The 19,362-nt window shown below is 43.8% G+C and carries 17 protein-coding genes; 14 read left to right on the top strand and 3 right to left on the bottom strand.

Annotated elements, in window-relative coordinates; translation table 11 throughout:
- Positions 1 to 5 precede the first annotated feature (5 nt).
- The 4 genes from QQL36_RS29210 (at position 6) to QQL36_RS29225 (ending at position 3,539) form a co-directional block, all read left to right on the top strand.
- A complete protein-coding gene (locus QQL36_RS29210; protein ID WP_321567694.1) occupies positions 6 to 1,769 on the top strand; it encodes a RagB/SusD family nutrient uptake outer membrane protein in 1,764 nt (587 codons plus the stop codon).
- Between the two features lie 122 nt (positions 1,770 to 1,891).
- Complete coding sequence (locus tag QQL36_RS29215) at positions 1,892 to 2,212, top strand: metalloregulator ArsR/SmtB family transcription factor (protein WP_320575424.1); 321 nt, start codon at positions 1,892 to 1,894, stop codon at positions 2,210 to 2,212.
- Positions 2,209 to 3,165 carry an SRPBCC domain-containing protein gene (locus tag QQL36_RS29220; protein WP_321567695.1) on the top strand — a complete coding sequence of 319 codons (957 nt, stop codon included), beginning with the start codon at positions 2,209 to 2,211 and terminating at the stop codon, positions 3,163 to 3,165. The genes QQL36_RS29215 and QQL36_RS29220 overlap by 4 nt, the downstream gene beginning before the upstream one ends.
- Positions 3,162 to 3,539, top strand: coding sequence for a DoxX family protein (locus QQL36_RS29225; protein ID WP_083724276.1), 378 nt, complete (start codon positions 3,162 to 3,164; stop codon positions 3,537 to 3,539). The genes QQL36_RS29220 and QQL36_RS29225 overlap by 4 nt, the downstream gene beginning before the upstream one ends.
- A gap of 106 nt (positions 3,540 to 3,645) precedes the next feature.
- Here QQL36_RS29225 and QQL36_RS29230 read toward each other — a convergent pair whose 3' ends face one another.
- Entirely contained in the window at positions 3,646 to 6,096 is a 2,451-nt protein-coding gene (locus QQL36_RS29230; protein ID WP_321567696.1) for a hypothetical protein, read from the bottom strand.
- A 60-nt stretch (positions 6,097 to 6,156) separates the two neighbouring features.
- Between QQL36_RS29230 and QQL36_RS29235 the strand changes: the two genes are divergently transcribed.
- From QQL36_RS29235 to QQL36_RS29245, 3 genes are all read left to right on the top strand, one after another.
- Complete coding sequence (locus QQL36_RS29235; RefSeq protein ID WP_321567697.1) at positions 6,157 to 7,434, top strand: hypothetical protein; 1,278 nt, start codon at positions 6,157 to 6,159, stop codon at positions 7,432 to 7,434.
- A 212-nt stretch (positions 7,435 to 7,646) separates the two neighbouring features.
- Complete coding sequence (locus QQL36_RS29240) at positions 7,647 to 8,657, top strand: RNA ligase (ATP) (protein ID WP_321567698.1); 1,011 nt, start codon at positions 7,647 to 7,649, stop codon at positions 8,655 to 8,657.
- A gap of 268 nt (positions 8,658 to 8,925) precedes the next feature.
- Entirely contained in the window at positions 8,926 to 9,237 is a 312-nt protein-coding gene (locus QQL36_RS29245) for a hypothetical protein (RefSeq protein WP_321567699.1), read from the top strand.
- On the opposite strand, the gene QQL36_RS29250 is transcribed toward QQL36_RS29245, so the two are convergent.
- Positions 9,194 to 10,096: an exopolyphosphatase gene (locus QQL36_RS29250; RefSeq protein WP_321567700.1), complete on the bottom strand. Its 903-nt coding sequence runs from the start codon at positions 10,094 to 10,096 to the stop codon at positions 9,194 to 9,196. The genes QQL36_RS29245 and QQL36_RS29250 overlap by 44 nt on opposite strands.
- A gap of 70 nt (positions 10,097 to 10,166) precedes the next feature.
- Here QQL36_RS29250 and QQL36_RS29255 point away from each other — a divergent pair, with 70 nt between their 5' ends.
- On the top strand, positions 10,167 to 11,624 hold the full coding sequence (locus QQL36_RS29255) for an alpha/beta hydrolase-fold protein (RefSeq protein ID WP_321567701.1): 1,458 nt from the start codon (positions 10,167 to 10,169) through the stop codon (positions 11,622 to 11,624).
- A 142-nt stretch (positions 11,625 to 11,766) separates the two neighbouring features.
- Here the strand turns inward: QQL36_RS29255 and QQL36_RS29260 are convergent, their stop codons facing one another.
- Positions 11,767 to 12,243, bottom strand: coding sequence for a zinc-binding dehydrogenase (locus tag QQL36_RS29260; RefSeq protein ID WP_415751037.1), 477 nt, complete (start codon positions 12,241 to 12,243; stop codon positions 11,767 to 11,769).
- 200 nt (positions 12,244 to 12,443) lie between these two features.
- Between QQL36_RS29260 and QQL36_RS29265 the strand changes: the two genes are divergently transcribed.
- The 6 genes from QQL36_RS29265 (at position 12,444) to katG (ending at position 19,342) form a co-directional block, all read left to right on the top strand.
- Positions 12,444 to 12,857 carry a DUF1761 domain-containing protein gene (locus QQL36_RS29265; RefSeq protein ID WP_321567702.1) on the top strand — a complete coding sequence of 138 codons (414 nt, stop codon included), beginning with the start codon at positions 12,444 to 12,446 and terminating at the stop codon, positions 12,855 to 12,857.
- A complete protein-coding gene (locus QQL36_RS29270) occupies positions 12,857 to 13,396 on the top strand; it encodes a YdeI/OmpD-associated family protein (RefSeq protein WP_083724292.1) in 540 nt (179 codons plus the stop codon). The genes QQL36_RS29265 and QQL36_RS29270 overlap by 1 nt, the downstream gene beginning before the upstream one ends.
- Positions 13,397 to 13,490: 94 nt before the next feature.
- Positions 13,491 to 14,387: a lysophospholipid acyltransferase family protein gene (locus QQL36_RS29275; protein ID WP_321567703.1), complete on the top strand. Its 897-nt coding sequence runs from the start codon at positions 13,491 to 13,493 to the stop codon at positions 14,385 to 14,387.
- A 37-nt stretch (positions 14,388 to 14,424) separates the two neighbouring features.
- Complete coding sequence (locus QQL36_RS29280) at positions 14,425 to 15,456, top strand: fatty acid desaturase family protein (RefSeq protein ID WP_321567704.1); 1,032 nt, start codon at positions 14,425 to 14,427, stop codon at positions 15,454 to 15,456.
- A 57-nt stretch (positions 15,457 to 15,513) separates the two neighbouring features.
- Positions 15,514 to 16,710: a vWA domain-containing protein gene (locus QQL36_RS29285; protein ID WP_321567705.1), complete on the top strand. Its 1,197-nt coding sequence runs from the start codon at positions 15,514 to 15,516 to the stop codon at positions 16,708 to 16,710.
- A 373-nt stretch (positions 16,711 to 17,083) separates the two neighbouring features.
- Complete coding sequence (gene katG, locus QQL36_RS29290) at positions 17,084 to 19,342, top strand: catalase/peroxidase HPI (protein WP_321567706.1); 2,259 nt, start codon at positions 17,084 to 17,086, stop codon at positions 19,340 to 19,342.
- Positions 19,343 to 19,362: the final 20 nt, after the last annotated feature.

The raw sequence follows: 19,362 nt of genomic DNA on the forward strand, positions 1-19,362 counted from the left end.
GAAACATGAGAAAGAAATCGTTATATACATATATCGGTATTGCGCTTACTGTAGCAATGGTAAGCTGTACTGACCTGAAAGAGAAAGTGATTGATGAGGTGCTGGGGTCTAACAACTCTAATCCTGAGAATGCCATTGCTGCTGCTTATGGCCAGCTGGGTAGCGCTACCTTTGTAGACCATGCAAACGTATTTGGTTTGCAGGAGTATTCCACTGACGAAGCCATGCTACCTACCCGTGGTAGTGACTGGGGTGATGGTGGTGTATACCGCGCTATCCATGAGTTCACATGGGGTGCTGATAACTCACTCGTAGCAAATGGCTGGAATAACCTGAACAGTGGTATTACCAAATCACTGACTGCTGTGACCAGTGCTTATCAGGCAAACGGTAATGCCAATCAGGCATTGTTCCTTGCGGAAGCAAGAGGATTACTCGCTTTCTACACCTTCCATACCCTGGACCTGTATGGTCAGGCGCCTTACAGAAATCCATATGTGACGAATGCACCATTGGAGATCAGGAGAGCAGATACTGCGATCGATGGCCTGATCAGGGAAGTAGAAGCGATCATTCCTACCCTCGCTAACCTGAAAGAACAGAGTACACACAATGGTCGTTTTACCAAACAGGCTGCTTATGGCTTGCTGGCGGATATGTACATGAACCGTGCTGTATTCAAAAACCGCTATGGTGCCAGCTTTGACTTTACCGAAGCAGCTGTAGATGGTAACGGTACAGATATGGACAAAGTGATCCTGTATACGACGAAGTTGATAGACGACCCTCAGTTCTATCTCGAAACAAACTATTTCAGAAACTTTGATATCGACAACGCCGGCAGACCGGAGCTGATCTTCGTGGTTTCGCAGGACATCAATACCCTGCGCAGCAGTGATAACGACTTCGCTTATATGCCGATGGAAAGAAACCAGAAGCCTTCTTCGGCAAACAGAGGTACCAATGCGGTATGTACTACGCCTCAGTTCTATGCTACCTGGGATGGTAATCATGATGACCCGCGTTTCTCCCGCAAGTACCAGTATGCTGATGGTACATGGTTTAAGAACGATGGTACTGATGTGAGCGTACCTGCTACCAGCCTCGTGCCAAACAGTGCTTCTCTGCCATGGTTCCACTTTAACCGTGGTTTCCTGGAGGGTCAGCAATATGGTCCGATCCTGTTGTCCACCGGTAGTCTGAAGATGACCAGCGACGGCAGAATCGCAGTTGAAAAACTGTATTGCGAAAAGAACACGGCTCTGGCAATGGACTTTACACCTGCACTGAATTTCGATAATGCAGCACAGTCTGTATTTACACAGGCACAGATCAACCGTGGTGTACGTATCTTCAAGTTTGAGTTCGATCCTGAGAAAGATAACAGCTCAAGCAATGTAGATATCCCATTATATCGTCTGGGTGGTATGTATTGTATGCGTGCAGAAGCTTATTTCCGTAGCAATCAAACTGCCCTTGCAATGGCTGATATCAATAAGCTGCGTACCACCAGAACTCGTGAAGCATATTATAACAATGCACCGGGTGTAGCAATCACTTCTCTGGATGCAAATATCCTGTACAACGAGATTGCATATGAAATGTACTGGGAGCAGTGGAGAAGAAAAGAAATGATCCGCTTTGGTAAGTTTGAAGCTGCAGATGCAGGTTCTGCAAAACCAGCGTCTGAGACTTACAGAAGAATTTATCCTATTCCACAGTCTGCTATGGATGCAAGCGATGCATTTACACAGAATCAGGGATACTAATATTTACTTTTTTTAAGAAAGCCCTCCATTGCTGGAGGGCTTTTTTTGTAAAATATATTTTGCGAAACCGAATGGTTTCATATATATTTGCAACCATATGGTTTCATAAATAACCTACACCCATGAGAAGAGACATATTCCAGGCCATTGCGGACCCGACCAGAAGAGCAATTATAGGATTATTGGCCATGCAGGCAATGACGCCGAACGGCATCGCGGAGCACTTTCAGACTACACGTCAGGCTGTGTCAAAGCACCTGCGGGTATTGACAGAATGCGAGGTTGTGAAACAGGAGTATCAGGGCAGGGAAATTTTTTATCACCTTGAAATCCAGCGTATGAAAGAAATTGACAAATGGCTTGAACAGTTCCGCCAATTGTGGGAGACGCGTTTCGACCAGTTAGATAACGTATTAGCAAACCTCAAAAAAAATAAGCGATGAACAAAGCGATCCTCTTTAACTTTGATGTAGACAAGGCAAACAAAAAGATTAAGGTAGAGCGGTCTTTCAATGCGCCCCTGGACCTCGTATGGGCAGCATGGACAGAGGCTGACATTCTTGACCAGTGGTGGGCCCCAAAACCTTATAAAGTAGAAACAAAGTCTATGGATTTCAGGGAAGGCGGCAGATGGTTTTATGCCATGGTGAGTCCTGAAAATGAAAAGCATTGGTGTATCTTCGACTATGAGACCATTCAACCAGAGAAAATGTATGCAGGCAAGGATGCTTTTTGTGATGAAAACGGGGTGATAAATACTTCCTTCCCCAGTACTAACTGGACTAACAATTTCGCTGAGACAGACGCTGACTCCACTACCGTAACCTGTGAGCTTCAGTTTAAAGCATTGGAAGATCTGGAAACACTGGTCAAGATGGGCTTCAAGGAAGGATTTACAGCGGGACTGGAAAACCTGGATCAGTACATCAGCACACAGTTTTACCTGCGTAAACAGAAGAAACCAGACAATCGGAACAGGGTATCTTATTATGTGAACTTCCCGGGAAATACCGAAGAAGCGTTTAACTTTTACAGATCCGTTTTTAAGACTGAATTCGTAAATGGTATACAACGGTTTAGTGAGGCACCTGGCCATGAGCAAATGGATGAAGCACTGAAAAATATGATCATCCATGTAGAATTGCCACTCATAGGCGGACATATTCTGATGGGTACAGATGCACCAAAAGAAATGGGATTCACCGTGACATCCGGCAATAATATGCATATCAATGTAGAGCCAGCTACGAGGGAAGAAGCGACGAGATTATTCAATGAATTGTCTGTAGGTGGGAATGTGACCATGCCCTTGCAGGATATGTTCTGGGGTGCATACTTTGGAAGCTTTACAGATCAATTCGGAATCAACTGGATGATAAATCACCAAAATATATGAAGAAAATAATCTTTAACATTCTGTCTGTATTGTTCGGGCTATTGCTCCTTAATGGCGGTTTTGCCAAATTCTTTCACTACATGCCTGAACAAAAAGATTTGCCGCCGGCCATGATGGCAGACAATGCTGCCTTCATGGAGATCTCCTGGCTGATGCCGCTTGTGGCAGTAGCGGAAATACTCGGAGGTATATTAATTATTATTCCTAAAACAAGGGCGTTTGGTGCTGTGGTTATTTTCCCTGTAATGGTGGGAGTTGCGTTGACACATATTACGGTGGCACCAGGTGGATTGCCGATGGTTGCTGTGATATGGGCGATATTGTTGTGGATTATTTTTGAGAATTGGAAGAAGTATCTGCCAATGATCAGGTAAGTTTAAAAAGGATGTATCATATTTTTGGAGTGCCTCAAAAGTCTAATTTTTGGGGCACTCCGTTTTTTGATTCATGCGCTTTGGCGCCAGATTGGCTCCTATTTTATTATTCTAAAATGATATTACATTCTTCGCTGATCGCTCCATACTTTTCACACCATGTAAGCCAATGATCCAACTCCGGCTCCATTGGCGGCGCATCTTCCTCCCCTCTGAAAAGCACGGCAGTTCCCGCTTTCAATTCTATCTGGTATTTCAAATTATCTATCCACTCCTGCCAGTATTTCACATCGCCCCGCTCATTGTATACATAATCCCATAACTTAGGCTGGTGCACCCGGGCTTCATTTAACAGGGCAACATCACCCGTCTTTATTTCTTCCGCGATCTTTTTCAATGCCGCTTCTTCTTCCTCATCTGCATATGTAAAGTATTTAGGAAATACACCAAACGGATGCATCAGCTCATTCAGTATATCCAGATCTTTCACATGCATGCCCGCTATAATAAACGAACCTACACCAACATCCAGTCTTAACAAGGCACCTTGCTCCTCAGTTAGCATGCCATTCAATCCACACATAAAACTCTTGTCTATCGGATCTTTTACAAACCGCTCGTGCAACTGAATATTCACGCCCCAATAATAATCTAAAATACTATTCAGTTCATCTACCCGCTCAGACAGTGGCACCGACCTTGTAATTTCACCTGCCAGTCCCGCTGCTATCAATCCATCTAACAATGCAGCGCCTACCAGCCAGTAAGGACTGTCAGCTAACCCACGATGCTGGCTATCCTCCTGATACTTAGTAAAGATATATGCATAAGGAAACTGCGCCGCATACAATACCCTGTTGAATACAGACCCCGCCAATCCCTGAAAGATCGTTTCATCAGGTGTATTTCTAAACATCCAGATCAGTTTCCAAAGCTGCTCTTTATCGACGTTTTTGATCAGCTTATTATTCCAATTGACCTTTCGGTTCACATACGTTTCGGCAATGTTGAATATCTTCAGCACTTCTGCCTGCATTTCTACCGGCGCCGATACCCATCTTTCATCTTCATTCTCTATTAATGTACCAATGGTATCCTCATCTGTAATGTACCAGAAAAAATTCTTCTCATCATCCGTATGAATAGCTGTAATTGAACTGGGTACAGTGTCTCCTTCTTCATCTATCTCCCCACCTTTATTCAATGCAATATGCCAGCCATCTTCATTAATCGCTACCCGCGTATGATCCGGCCCAAACAAAGGGACATTCAGCAGGTTGAGAAAATCTCCCTTTGAAATAACATTGCGCTGGATCAAAGGTTTTAACAAAGGAATACCCTCCTTCACCGTGGTATAATATAAGAACCAGTCTTCCTGGTCAAACAATTCATCAATCAACTTCTCTTTAATAATATCCTTATCATCGTCATCATTAAAATCCAATACTTTCACACGGGCGAAATCTGAGAAATGGAAACGGTAATCATCTGCAACCACTATCGGTGCCCATACATATGATTGACTATTAAATTCCCCATGGTTATAAATCCCCATCAGCAATTCTTTTACCGCTACATATCCGGTTACGTAAATAAGCTGACCTCCAACGATGACGTTCTTTGCTTTTAGATTTCCTAATACTATCAGTGAGCAGGCACCATCAGTTTCTTCGTTCATGATATTGCCATTCACAATCAGATCACCGATAACAATAATGCCAAAATAATCCGGCACATCGAGATCAAGTGATTCCAGTACCGTGGTACCATTGTAGAGCAAAAATTTCAGCTCATTGCGTTCCGGCATTTTTTCCACCATCGCCAATGGATAGCCTTCGTACTTAGCCGGTAAATGCTGTACCAATGGTTTAATAACATCAAAGCCTACAATTTGTGGAACCGGATTATTATCGGCAGAAATATGCTTCAATGAAGATTTGAACACAGGCACACCTTCCTTTAATAATTGAAGGAAACCTGCATCACCTGCAAAAAGATAATTGTCATCATCCAGCAATTGAGCAGCGATTTCCGGTAAGAGGATCTTTTTCCAGTCGGTATAATCTGCAGCCGGAATCTGCCATCCACGACAATAAGTGGCCGCATGGATGGTACCTTTTATCTTCCCACTATGATCATCAATGATCAATAACTCTCCATTCAGGTCGCCGGATATTTCCACATTGCCATGGTTGTAATAGGCGACCATGACATCGGCGACCGTTACATCTCCATTCACAATGATTTCTACACAGCCTGCTACGAGGCGGGTACAGGTCAGGGAACCGTTTACCAACAAAAAGCAACTGTAGGTATCCAGTTCAAAATCCATAATAGGGGCATTGACGGTGAGGTTCCCGTTTACAATAATGCCAGCAACATTCTGTTCATAATACAGGTCATATAGGTCTAAAAATTCGTTTAGTACAGTATCCCCTTCGTATATCCTGATTTGTAGGGTATCCAGGTTTTCTTCGAACAGATCATAGTCAGTCGTAAGGGAGTCTAACAAATCGTTTTCCAGGGCTGCTCTTAGTGGCAAGGTTTTGAAGCTCAAAATAATGGTTTTTATAGACTGTGAAGATAATGACTTTAATAAATGATTTACATTTATGCCATGAGATGTTTTTTGCTCCTTTTTATATTACAGGCTACAGCCTGTAGTCATACAGAAAGCTTCCCTACCGGGAAAGTCATTGATACCGTGGTCTGTAAGGCCAATCCATCGCAGACCTATGCCCTGTATATCCCGCCGGATCACAAAGGAGCTGTTATGTATTGCTTTGATGCCCATGGTGCGGGAGTATTGCCTTTGAATAATTATAAAGCACTGGCAGACAAGTATGGGTATATCCTGGTGGGGAGTAATAATTCTAAAAACGGGAACGACTGGAGCACGACGGAAAACATCTGGCAGGCACTGGAAAAGGATACAAGAGCACGGTTAGAGATTGATACCAACCATGTATACACCCTTGGATTTTCAGGTGGAGCAAAAGTTGCAGGATATGTAGCATTGAATCATCCGGGTATTAAATCGGTGATTGTCAATGGTGCAGGATTACCGGATGGTACGCCGCCAGGAGATTTTCCTTTTACCTATACCACAGTAGCGGGCGAAGGAGACCTGAACCTGACAGACCTGCTGGGGTATCATATGGCTTTGAACAAAACCAACACGAAGCATCACCTGATCACTTACAATGGCAAACATGAATGGGCACCGGCTACGTCCATGGATGTAGCATTTGCAGGTATCAAAGCAGATGAAGGCGCTGCGCCACCAGATTTTATGGCGAAGACCCGCACAAGGATGGAAATGGCTGTACAGTCGAATCAGTTCCTGAAAGCGGAAACAGAGTGCAGGTTATTGCTCAGTTATATGCCAAATGATAATTTCTTTAAAAATCAATTAGATATCATCCTGAGTAATCCTGCATATAAAACACAGTCGCAAGAGCAGATGGCGGTATTGATAAAAGAGCAAAATACCAAGGAGTCTTATAATGCGAACCTCGGTACCCAGGATACCGCTTACTGGCCCAAAACCATTAGCAGCCTGAATGCGGGGGCACAACTCCCCTCTTTTGAAGGCGCTATGAACCAACGGCTATTGGCTTATCTGTCTCTGATGTTCTATTCTGTAAGCAACCATTATATGGCGAGTCATACCGATGGGGTGGCGAGACATTTTGTAGACCTTTATGAACTGGCGGATCCTACCAACAGCGAAGCGTATTATTTCTCTGCGATATTGTATGCTCGTGCAGGAGATGCGGATCATGCAGCGACAGCATTGAAAAATGCAGTGAAGAATGGTTTTAAAGATAAAGGACGGTTTGAACAACAACCAGAATTTGCCACAATGAAAAATTTATCTGGAATAGTGAAATGAAATTAAAAAATTCCTATACCTTTGCTCCCGCAAAACTTTAAAATGAAACAAGTACAACAAATAGCACCAATGATCAGCGGAGACGAATATCTCCGTTATCCGCTGTGTGGGGCTTATTGTACTGATAAATAAAGGATTACCTTATTCCGTATAATACAAGCCCCGCAAGCAATTGCGGGGCTTTTTCTTTTTAATCCCAACCTACATTTAACATGAGAAAACTAGCAAGTATCCAAAGGATCAAAAAACTGGAACCTATCGAAGGTGCTGATGCCATAGAGAAAGCCTATGTGCTTGGCTGGCAGTTAGTCGTAAAGAAAGATGAATTTAACCCCGGTGATCTCTGCATCTATTGCGAGATCGATAGTTTGATGCCCCCTAAACCCGAATTTGAATTCTTACGAGCCAGAGGCATGCGCATCAAGACTGCAAGACTGAGAGGCCAGATCTCCCAGGGCATTGCTTTCCCTCTCTCCTACCTGCCTGCAGGTTTTGAAGTGGAGGAAGGCGCTGATTGCACCGATGCACTGGGCATTACCAAATACGACCCTCCTATGCCTGCGTGTCTGAATGGCGTGGCGAAAGGCCCCTTCCCCGGTTTTATACCCAAAACGGATGAGACCCGGGTACAGGTATTGCAGGATATACTCGACAAATACGTTGGCGAGACCTGCTACATCACTGAAAAGCTGGATGGTAGCTCTACCACTTACTTCATCAACAATGGTGAATTCGGCGTATGTAGCCGTAACCTGGAATTACTGGAAGATAGTGAGAACAGTCTATGGAAAGTAGCCAGAGAGCAGGATATTGAAAACAAACTTCGATCACTGAATGGCAACTATGCCTTCCAGGGAGAAATGATTGGCGAAGGTATACAGGGTAATAAACTGAAGTTACGCGGGCAGCACATCCGGTTCTTCAATGTATTTGACATAGACAATGCTGCATACCTGGATTTTGATAGATTCACTTCGCTGATGTCTTCACTGGAACTGAGCACTGTACCAGTATTGAGTACGGATTACGTGTTGGAAAATGACATTGAGGTACTGGTAAAGAAGGCCACTATCAGGAGTAGCATCTGTACAGAGGCATGGGCGGAGGGCATCGTTATCCGTCCTGTAAAAGAACGGATAGAGTTGTACAACAATCACTTTGTACATAGCAGGGTGACCTTCAAAGCTATCAATCCTGAATTCCTTTTAAAATATGGTGAATAGTTTTTTTAGGGGGTATCTAAATATGATACTCCCTTTTTGGGGTTCCCGGATTGAGCCAACCAGTCCTTTTAACCAATCTCAGGACCTTTGTTTATTTTTAATCCATCCTTTCTTTATCTTTATACGATCCTATTATTACGAGCGCGCATATTTTACGTTTAAACTCAAAACATTCAAAATGAAGAGACCCGTCTTAATAGTATCAATATCTACGGCTTTGAAACGGCTATCGAAAAGAATATCAATAACCCACAAATAATATACATCTATGAATGACATAGAATTTATCGTTTACTTTAATGATTGTTTTTTTACCCATCTGTATGGAGAATCATTTTACAATGATCGACCTGAGCCCAACAGAATGCACGCACAATCATTATGGAACATCTACCAGACCATGAAAGCCGGTGGTAATAGTATTGCCATCACAGATAAAGATAAGAACATTGTCTTTGAAACATCCCACCTGCTGGAACTGCGAGACTGGATCGGGCGGAAATACCCACAGTTTGTATACATACTGGACGCGCAGACTACAAGCAATCATCCAGGAGACCGGCTAAAACGCCCATCTTAAGGTCATAAGTAGAAAGGCTTAATTGCTGTAAGTTCAACTGCTCCAATACATAATCCGTAATGATAGCAGCAATGACGATCATATCTACACGCAGGGAAATTAAGCCTTTCATATTTGCACGTTCACTGTGTGTAGCATGAATTAACCTTTTAGAAATTGCTTTGTATCTATCTATATCCAAACCCGCTGAAGCCACCTCCCCTATTTCATTTCCATCATTCAATAACGCAGCAAATGATTCAAAAGCACCCGCAGAACCGACTAACAAAGAAGGCTTGTGTTGTGCACACGCCTCTTTTAAATCAGGTAATGTATTGTGTAAATGATCTATAATAGACTGATGCTCCGTATCACTCAACGGATCTGAATGAAAATAAGCCTGCATCAACCTGGCTGCGCCTATGTTATAGCTTTTCTTCCAGAGCGCCTTTTCCGGATTACAGATAATAAACTCCGTACTTCCCCCACCAATATCCATCACAAGGGTCGTTTGTTTTATCAGGCCAGTTGCCATCACCCCGCTGAATATATATCCTGCTTCCGCTTCGCCGGTAATCACTTCTATATGAATCCCAATCTCTGCTGCTTTAGCTACAAATTCCTGCCCGTTTTCTGCACTACGTACGGCAGATGTAGCCACTGCTTTGATCGTATCTACTTTATAATTGTCAATGGTAGCTTTGAATTGCCTGAGCGTACGAATGCCCCTTTCCATTGCCTCCGGTATGATCATATTTTGGTTGATCCTTCCCTCCCCTAACAATACCGGTACAGTCGTTTTATATAAAATCTGATCTACACCTTCTGCTATCAGCAAATGAAACGTATTTGTACCCAGGTCTATTACTGCGAATCTCATATCCTACCCTTTAAATATTGCAAAAGATATAAAAATTCTCTTTAATTTAGGTTGTAGACACATATTCTATATGAAATCAACTTCCGTTTTTGTTTGCTCACTGCTCTTTTGTATTCATTCTTTCGCCCAGCAGTTCAGCGTCAGTTTTCCCGACAGCCTGCTTTCCACACCATTCACCGGCAGCATTCTCGTTTATCTTTCCAAAACTTCGAAGGAACCCCGCCAGGCCTCCTCACTTCTGGATAACGCCCCCTGTGTTAGGATAAATGTAGAAAATATCAATCCCGGGGAATCGGTCCTGATCCAGGCAAGTGCACTCACCTTTCCTGTTCCATTGCCTGACCTGGAACGGGGAGAATACTATGTGCAGGTAGTATGGGATCGCAACCTGGGCGGACAATTCATTGGGCAGTCCCCCGGTAATTTATATAGCACTTCGCGAAAAATACGGTTGCGCTATCAAAGTCAGGAGACCTTCAGCATCCAGGCGGATCACATCATCCCTGCATATACCTTTACGGAGACTGATTACATCAAAGAACTAAAGGTACCTTCTAAATTGCTGAGTGATTTCCATCAAACACCTTATTCTTTGAATGCAGCGATCCGGTTACCAAAGGAATATTATACTTCGCCTAAGCGAAAGTTTCCCGTCAAGTTTGTAGTATTTGGATTTACTGGTAACTATCATTATTTCTCCGGGTATCCGAATCCGATGGAACCCATAGATACCATACCGTGTATAGGCGTATACCTGGATGGAAATTGTCCATTAGGGCATAGTGTATATGCGAACAGTGATAACAATGGACCATGGGCGGATGCATTGATTAAAGAATTCATTCCTCAGCTGGAAAAAACGTATCGTTGTAATGGAGCGCGCTTCCTGCATGGCCATAGTAGCGGTGGTTGGAGTGTATTGTGGTTACAGACACAGTATCCCGATCAGTTTACAGCCTGCTGGTCCAGCTCTCCTGATCCGGTAGATTTTCATAGTTTTCAGAAGATAGATTTATATGCGCATGAGAACATGTATTTTGACAAGGATAGTACGTTACGTCCTTTAGGAACTATTGCAGGACAGGTACCATGGATCTATATGCGGAATGCATACCAGATGGAAACGGTGATCTATAGAGGAGAACAGATGCATTCATTTGATGCGGTGTTTGGGCCCAAAGGACCGGATGGAAGTCCGCTGCGATTGGTAGAGCCGTATAAAGGGGAGATAGATACAGCCGTGTTCAATCATTGGAAGAAATATGATATATCTGCTTATCTGGTGAAAAACTGGGAGCAGGTAAAAAATAAATTGGATGGTAAGATACGAATTACGGTAGGGAACCAGGATAATTTTCTACTGAACTACCCGATTAGAATGATGGAAAAGAAAATGAAGGAACTGAAGGCGGGTATTGAGTTTGTATATTATCCGGGAGATCATTTCACCGTGCAGACGCCACAATGGGTCAAGGAGGGGAATTTATTTTTTGAGGGGAAATACCTGGAATGGTTGAAGAAGAAATAACCCGAAGTTGAAAAAGAAATAACCCGGGGTTGAAGAAGAAATAATTCGGGGCTGAAAAAGAAATAACCCGGGGTTGAAGAAGAAATAATTCGAAGAGAAGAGGCTACTTTTTAAAACTTTTAAAAGGTAGCCTCCTCTTTTTTTACAAACTACTCATATCAATCACAAACCTGTACAACACATCCCCTTTCTCCAACCGTTCAAAAGCGGTCTGTATATCCTGTATCTTAATCACCTCTACATCAGAGACAATATTATGCTCCGCACAGAAGTCCAGCATCTCCTGCGTTTGTGCCAGTCCGCCAGCGCCTGATCCAGCTACAACTTTATTGCCGGCAGCCAGACTGAAGGAAGGAATAGACCAGGGTTTTGAAGGCATACCCACATTGATATAAACCCCATTTGTTTTTAATGCAGCGATGTAAGGATTGATATCATGATCAGCAGCGACCGTGTCGATGATAAAATGAAATGAGCGCTGTACTGATTTGAATTGTTCTTCATCGGTAGTGACTACAAAATGATGTGCACCTAGTTTTAAAGCGGCTTCTTTTTTACGGACAGAAGTACTAAGTACAGTTACTTCTGCACCAAAAGCTACGGCAAATTTCACTGCCATATGTCCCAGGCCACCTAAGCCAACTACAGCTACCTTATGCCCCTTGCCTACCTGCCAGTTGCGCAGCGGAGAGTAAGTGGTAATACCCGCACATAATAAAGGGACAACCTCTTAGAAACTTTCTAAAAATAATTTTACCCCCTCCTGACATAGGGCTGTCATACCCGGTTTATAGCTTTGTTGTATAAATGTTAAAATCAATGATCAGTCAATTCGCACAATTAAACTGGATAAGCGTTGCCATCGCTTTTGTAGCCTACTCAATCCATGGCGCTCTATGGTTCACCGTATGGTTCCCAAAGCCTTACCGGCGCTCACTGGGCAAGGAAAATGAAACCCTGCCCAACAAGCCTATCTTCATCGTCGGACCCGCCATTTGCTCACTGGTCATTACCATTACCACCGCCTTGTTGCTGTACGCGCTACAGATTTCCTCCATAAAAGCAGGCATCGAATTTGGCTTACTGATCGGCATAGGTTTTCTGGTAGCGAATACCGTGAACATCGCCATCAATCCCAATATTCCCAGACCCATTCTGTACGGCATCATTAGCGGCAGCTATCATTTAGTGGGTATTTTGATTGTAAATGTGATCCTAATTGCGATGAAATAATGGAAACATTTTGCCCGGCCAACAGGCAGGAATGGCGCCAATGGCTACAGGAGAACCATAGTAGTGCGCCATTCATCTGGCTCGTATATTACAAAAAGCAGGCAAACCGGTCTACCCTCACCTGGAGCGAAGCCGTAGACGAAGCCCTCTGTTTTGGATGGATCGACAGTACGGCAAGAACTATCGATGAAGAAAAATTCATGCAGTTCTTCACAAAAAGAAAGCCCACCAGTGTCTGGTCCAAAATCAACAAAGAAAAAGTAAAACGACTCATAGCCACCGGACTCATGATGCCTGCCGGCCATCAATGTATCCACCTGGCCAGGCAAAATGGGTCATGGTCTATACTAGACGAAGTAGAAGAGCTAAAGATACCCAAAGACCTGGAGAAAGCTTTTAAATCCAGAAGGGGTTCAAAGGCTCATTTCACGGGTTTAAGCAGGTCAGTGCAAAAAAATTATCTACAAAAACTAGTACTGGCAAAACGACCGGAAACCCGGTTAAAAAGGATTCAGGAAATAGTCAACTTAGGTGGGTGAACAAAATCGTTCGCTCACCTTTTTATATTTATTCTCAGAAATTATTAAATACTATTAAATTGCCATACATTTACTCCATAAACTTTAGAAGAAATTGTCCTTTACCTATTACCTTTTACAATTTGCTACTTACGGTCTGGCGCTATTACCGTTTAGAGTATTGTACCTGCTTTCAGACGTAGTGTACGTCCTGTTATATCATGTTCTTTCTTACAGGAAAAAAGTTGTCATGAATAATCTTCGTGCGTCGTTCCCTGATAAGTCGGAAAAAGAGCTGACAGCAATCTGCAAGGAATTTTATCATTACCTCTGCGACATGTTCCTCGAAACATTCAAGACACTTGTCATCAGCAAAGAGACCATGTTAAAACGCTGTGTTTTTACACCGGACACCATCGCCCTCTTTAACAAGCTGGCCGAAGAAGAGAAAAGTGTAATACTAGTAATGGGGCACAAAGGTAACTGGGAATGGGCCGGCAATTCATTCAGCATTCTGCTCAAACAGCAATTGTATGTGATTTATCATCCGCTGTCCAACAAAAACCTGGATGCCCTGATGTATAAAATGCGTACCCGTTTTGGCACAAAGCTGATTGCCATGCAGGATACATTCCGCGAAATGGTAAAGAACAGGAAGGAAATAAACGCCACCGCATTCATCGCCGATCAGTCACCACAACCCGCTACGGCTCACTGGATGACCTTCTTAAACCAGGATACCCCGGTTTTTAAGGGAACAGAAAAGATCGCGCAGAAAATGAACTACCCGGTAGTGTATGTAACAGTGAACAAAGTAAAAAGGGGCTACTACTCCGTAGAAGCTTCCATGCTGGTAGAAGCACCAACGAACGAGCCAGAAGGCGCTATCACAGAGATCCATACCCATAAACTGGAACAGGATATCATTGCCCAGCCAGCCACCTGGCTCTGGTCTCACAGAAGATGGAAACACAAACGCCAACCACAACCTATAGCGGTACCGACCATATAATTTCTAATTATACCACAACGTTAAAATTATTCATTCTATGCGCGAAGGGAAAGACCTTATCCTGGCAACAAAACCATATGCCAATGAAATCAGGTCCAGGAGCTGGTTCCACCTCACTACAACTTTGGGGTTGCTGATACTGGCATTGACGGGCACGCTGGTATTGCCATATTTTATTTTAAGGCTGGCGGCCAGCATTTTTGCGGGTTTCCTGATTGTGCGGACATTCGTCATTTACCACGATCATCAGCACCATACAATATTACATAATTCAAAACCGGCAGAAGCCATCATGGTCCTTTTCGGGATCTATGTACTGGCGCCTACCAGCATTTGGAAAAGATCTCACGATTATCATCATAAACATAATTCAAAACTGTTCAGTGCCAGCATTGGCTCTTATCCCATTGCTACCAGACAAAAGTTTGAGCAAATGAGTCGTGGAGAAAGAAGGGGGTACCTCTTCACCAGGCATCCGCTCACGATCCTGTGTGGCTACATCTTTATGTTCATGATTGGTATGTGCCTGCAGTCATTTGCAAGTAGTCCCAAAAAGCACCTGGATAGTCTGTTAGCGCTGGTATTGCATTTCTGCGGTAGCGCGGCGGTGATCTATTTCCTGGGTTGGGAGGCATGGGCGCTGTTCATCCTGATACCTTTTTCCATCGCCTGCTGTATGGGGGCATACCTGTTTTATGCCCAGCATAATTTTCCGGGTGTTACATTCAATGATAGTGAGGACTGGTGTTATCATGAGGCCGCGTTATTATCTTCCAGCTTTATGGTAATGTCACCGTTTATGAACTGGGTAACTGCGAATATCGGGTACCATCATATTCACCATCTGAATGCGCGTATTCCATTTTACCGTTTGCCACAGGCCATGGCGGAGATTCCGGAGTTGCAACAGGCAAAGACCACCAGTCTGCGGATCAGGGAGGTGATTGCATGTTTAAAGCTCAAAGTATGGGATCCGGAACTGAAGCGGATGATCACCCTGCGGGAAGCTGCGGCGCTGAAAACACCGGCTTATAAAGTGAATACTCCCCAACCTTTAGGTTTTTCTTAACATTTATATTTATGGAAAATGGATTTTCCGGGAATCATGAAAGAAAATCCATTTTCCATGAGTCCAAAGTACATTATCCCGATTGGCACCTTTTTCTGTGCGTTATTCCTGATGGGCACTGTGCGTAAGCACCCTGTTATGGAATCCTCTCCTTCCCCCGTTATAATTGATTCTCCCCACGCTCAATCTAAAATTCAGGTAGTATTTGCATTGGATGCAACAGGTAGTATGACCGGTTTGATCGGCGCTGCCAAAGAAAAAATATGGTCTATTGCGGGAAGTCTCGCACAGGCGGAGCCTGCGCCTGTCATTGAGATAGGGTTAATATTTTACAGGGACAGGGGAGACCAGTTTATTACGAGAAGAGTGGCTTTGTCTGGTGATATGGATGATGTGTATGAGCAGTTGATGCAGATGAGTGCAGATGGTGGAGGGGACAGTCCGGAGAGTGTGAACCAGGCCTTGAATGAGGCGGTAACAAAGTTTAAATGGGATACTGCGCAAAGCACCTACAAGACGGTGTTTTTGGTGGGAGATTGCCCCCCGCATATGGATTACAGGGATGATGTGAAGTACCCGGTAAGTTGTAAGCTGGCTACGCAGAAAGATATTGTATTAAACACGATCCTGATGGGGGATAATTATAAAGCGATGCAGGTGTGGAAAGATATAGCACAGTGTAATCAGGGAAGCTTTACGCAGGTAAATATGGATGCGAATGATATACAGGTGAATACCCCTTATGATAATCAGATTGCACAGTTATCAGATCAGTTGGATGATAGCAGGCTGTATTATGGTAGTGAAGATGAGAAAGTGGCCTATTCTGCAAAAGTATCAAAGAGCAAATATATCAGTACGAATGTGGCGGCAAATGTGAAAGCGCAGCGGGCGGAGTATAATGCTACAAAAGCGGGGAAGAGTGGGTATTATGGAAAGAAGGAATTGCTGGAGAACTATAAAGATAAATCCGTGAGTGTTGAATCTATAAAAACGGAGGAATTACCGGAGGAAATGAAGAAGATGACAGTAGTGCAGCGGGAGGAATATTTAAAGAAAAAAGTGGCGGTAAGGGATAGTTTGAACAAGGAGTTAGATAAGTATGTGAAGATGCGGCAGGCGTATATAGAAAAGGACCTGAAGAGCAGGAAGGCGGAAGATGTAGATAGTTCATTTACGAATAAGATATATAAGAGTATACAGCAACAGACGGAGAAGAAGAAAATATATCTGAAGAAGGATGCAAAGTATTAGAGTAGTGTATCATCTTGAATTTAGTCAAGCCGGCCGCAGGCAAATGCATGGGAGATTCGGGTGATTTTTTAAAGAAAACTGCAACTGACACACTATCAATATTAGTAAGATTTATATTTTAATTTTAGGTTTTGAAGCGCCCTGAAGTTTATACTTCGGGGCTATTTTTTTGATAAGCTCTTTATATGAATTTTATATTAAATCCGAACAAACCCCTCCCCTCAATAGTTATTTATAAATGGCATTATATAGATTTAAACTATTAAAATATAGAATATATTAATCTTGTTTATATCCTTAAAGTCCTACTTTTACCATCCTGCTTGTAAAAACAACACCGTAAGCTTTCATTTAATACCATAAAATAAAAACAATGGGAAAAGAATCAAACGACATCAGTAAATGCCCATTCCACAATGGCAGTATGAAAAACCCAGTCGCTGGTGGTGGCACCAGGAATCGTGACTGGTGGCCTGACCAACTTAAACTCAACATCCTTCGTCAACAATCACCTTTATCCAACCCTCTCGGCGACGAATTCAACTATGCCGAAGCCTTCAAAAGCCTGGATCTCGAAGCCGTTAAGCAAGACCTCCATGCACTCATGACCGACTCTCAGGACTGGTGGCCTGCTGACTTCGGCCATTACGGTCCCCTCTTTATCCGCATGGCATGGCACAGCGCAGGTACCTACCGCGTTACCGATGGTCGTGGCGGCGCCGGTTCCGGCCAACAACGTTTCGCGCCACTCAACAGCTGGCCTGACAACGTTAGCCTGGACAAAGCCCGCAGACTACTCTGGCCTATCAAACAAAAATATGGCAACAAGATCTCCTGGGCTGATCTCATGATCTTAACCGGCAATATTGCCCTCGAATCTATGGGCTTCAAAACCTTTGGCTTCGCAGGTGGACGTGTTGATAAATGGGAACCGGACGAAGATGTATATTGGGGTTCTGAAACCACCTGGCTGGGTGGCGATGTGCGCTACGCACACGGCTCTGAAGGTGTAGTTGAAAACCGTGGCGTACTGGTATCAGATGATAATGCAGATGGCGATATTCACTCCCGTTACCTCGACAAACCACTCGCTGCTGTACAGATGGGTTTGATCTATGTAAACCCTGAAGGTCCTGATGGTAATCCTGACCCCATTGCAGCTGCCAAAGATATCCGTGATACCTTTGGTCGTATGGCTATGAATGATGAAGAAACTGTTGCCCTCATCGCAGGCGGTCACAGCTTCGGTAAAACCCACGGCGCAGCTACTGCTGATCATGTAGGCAAAGAACCGGAAGCCGCAGGCATAGAAGCACAGGGTCTGGGATGGAGTAATAGCTATGGCTCCGGCAAAGGCGCCGATACTATTACCAGTGGCCTGGAAGTAATATGGACAAAAACACCTACCCAATGGAGCAACAACTTCTTTGAGAACCTCTTCGGTTTTGAATGGGAACTCACCAAGAGCCCTGCCGGCGCTCACCAATGGGTAGCAAAAGATGCTGATAATATTATTCCGGATGCATATGACAGTGGCAAAAAACACCGTCCTACTATGCTGACTACGGACCTCGCTTTACGGTTCGATCCGGCATATGAAAAGATATCAAGGAACTTCTTTGAAAACCCGGATGCATTTGCAGACGCGTTTGCAAGAGCATGGTTCAAACTCACACACCGTGATATGGGGCCAAAGGTATTATACCTTGGCGCCGACGCTCCACAGGAAGAACTGCTCTGGCAGGATCCGATTCCTGCTGTTGATCATGAACTGGTGAATGATGCTGATATTGCTGCACTGAAAGAGAAAATACTGGCTTCCGGCCTGAGCATCTCTGAACTGGCGTCTACCGCATGGGCTTCTGCTTCTACCTTCCGTGGCTCTGATAAACGCGGTGGTGCAAATGGTGCACGTATCCGCCTGGCGCCACAGAAATACTGGAAAGTGAATAACCCCGCACAGTTACAAAAGGTGTTGGATAAACTAACAGCAATACAGAACGAGTTTGCTAAAAAAGTATCCATCGCTGACCTGATTGTACTGGCAGGTGGTGTAGCTATTGAAAAAGCCGCGAAAGATGCAGGACAGGATATTACTGTTCCATTTACACCCGGCCGTATGGATGCTACACAGGAACAAACGGATGTGGAATCTGTAGGTTTCCTGGAACCACAGGCTGATGGTTTCCGTAACTATCGTAAATTCAAATCATCTGTATCTACTGAGTCATTGTTGATTGATAAAGCTCACCTGCTTACACTCACAGCGCCTGAACTGACAGCATTGATCGGTGGTCTGCGTGTATTGAATATAAACTACGACGGATCAGCTGATGGCGTGTTGACAACTACGCCGGGCAAACTGACAAATGACTTCTTTGTGAATTTGCTGGATATGAATACCGCATGGAAAGCAGTGACTACTGAGCAGGAATTGTTTGAAGGAACAGATCGCGCCACTGGCAATGTTAAATGGACGGCAACACGTGCAGACCTGGTATTTGGATCTAATGCAGAATTGAGAGCGATTGCGGAAGTGTATGGTAGTTCAGATGGAAAGGAAAGATTCATTCAGGACTTTGTGAAAGCGTGGACGAAGGTGATGAACCTCGATAGGTTTGATGTGAAATAGGTTTGAAGTGAAATAGGTTT

The sequence above is a fragment of the Chitinophaga sp. LS1 genome (assembly GCF_034274695.1).
Classification (GTDB): Bacteria; Bacteroidota; Bacteroidia; order Chitinophagales; family Chitinophagaceae; genus Chitinophaga.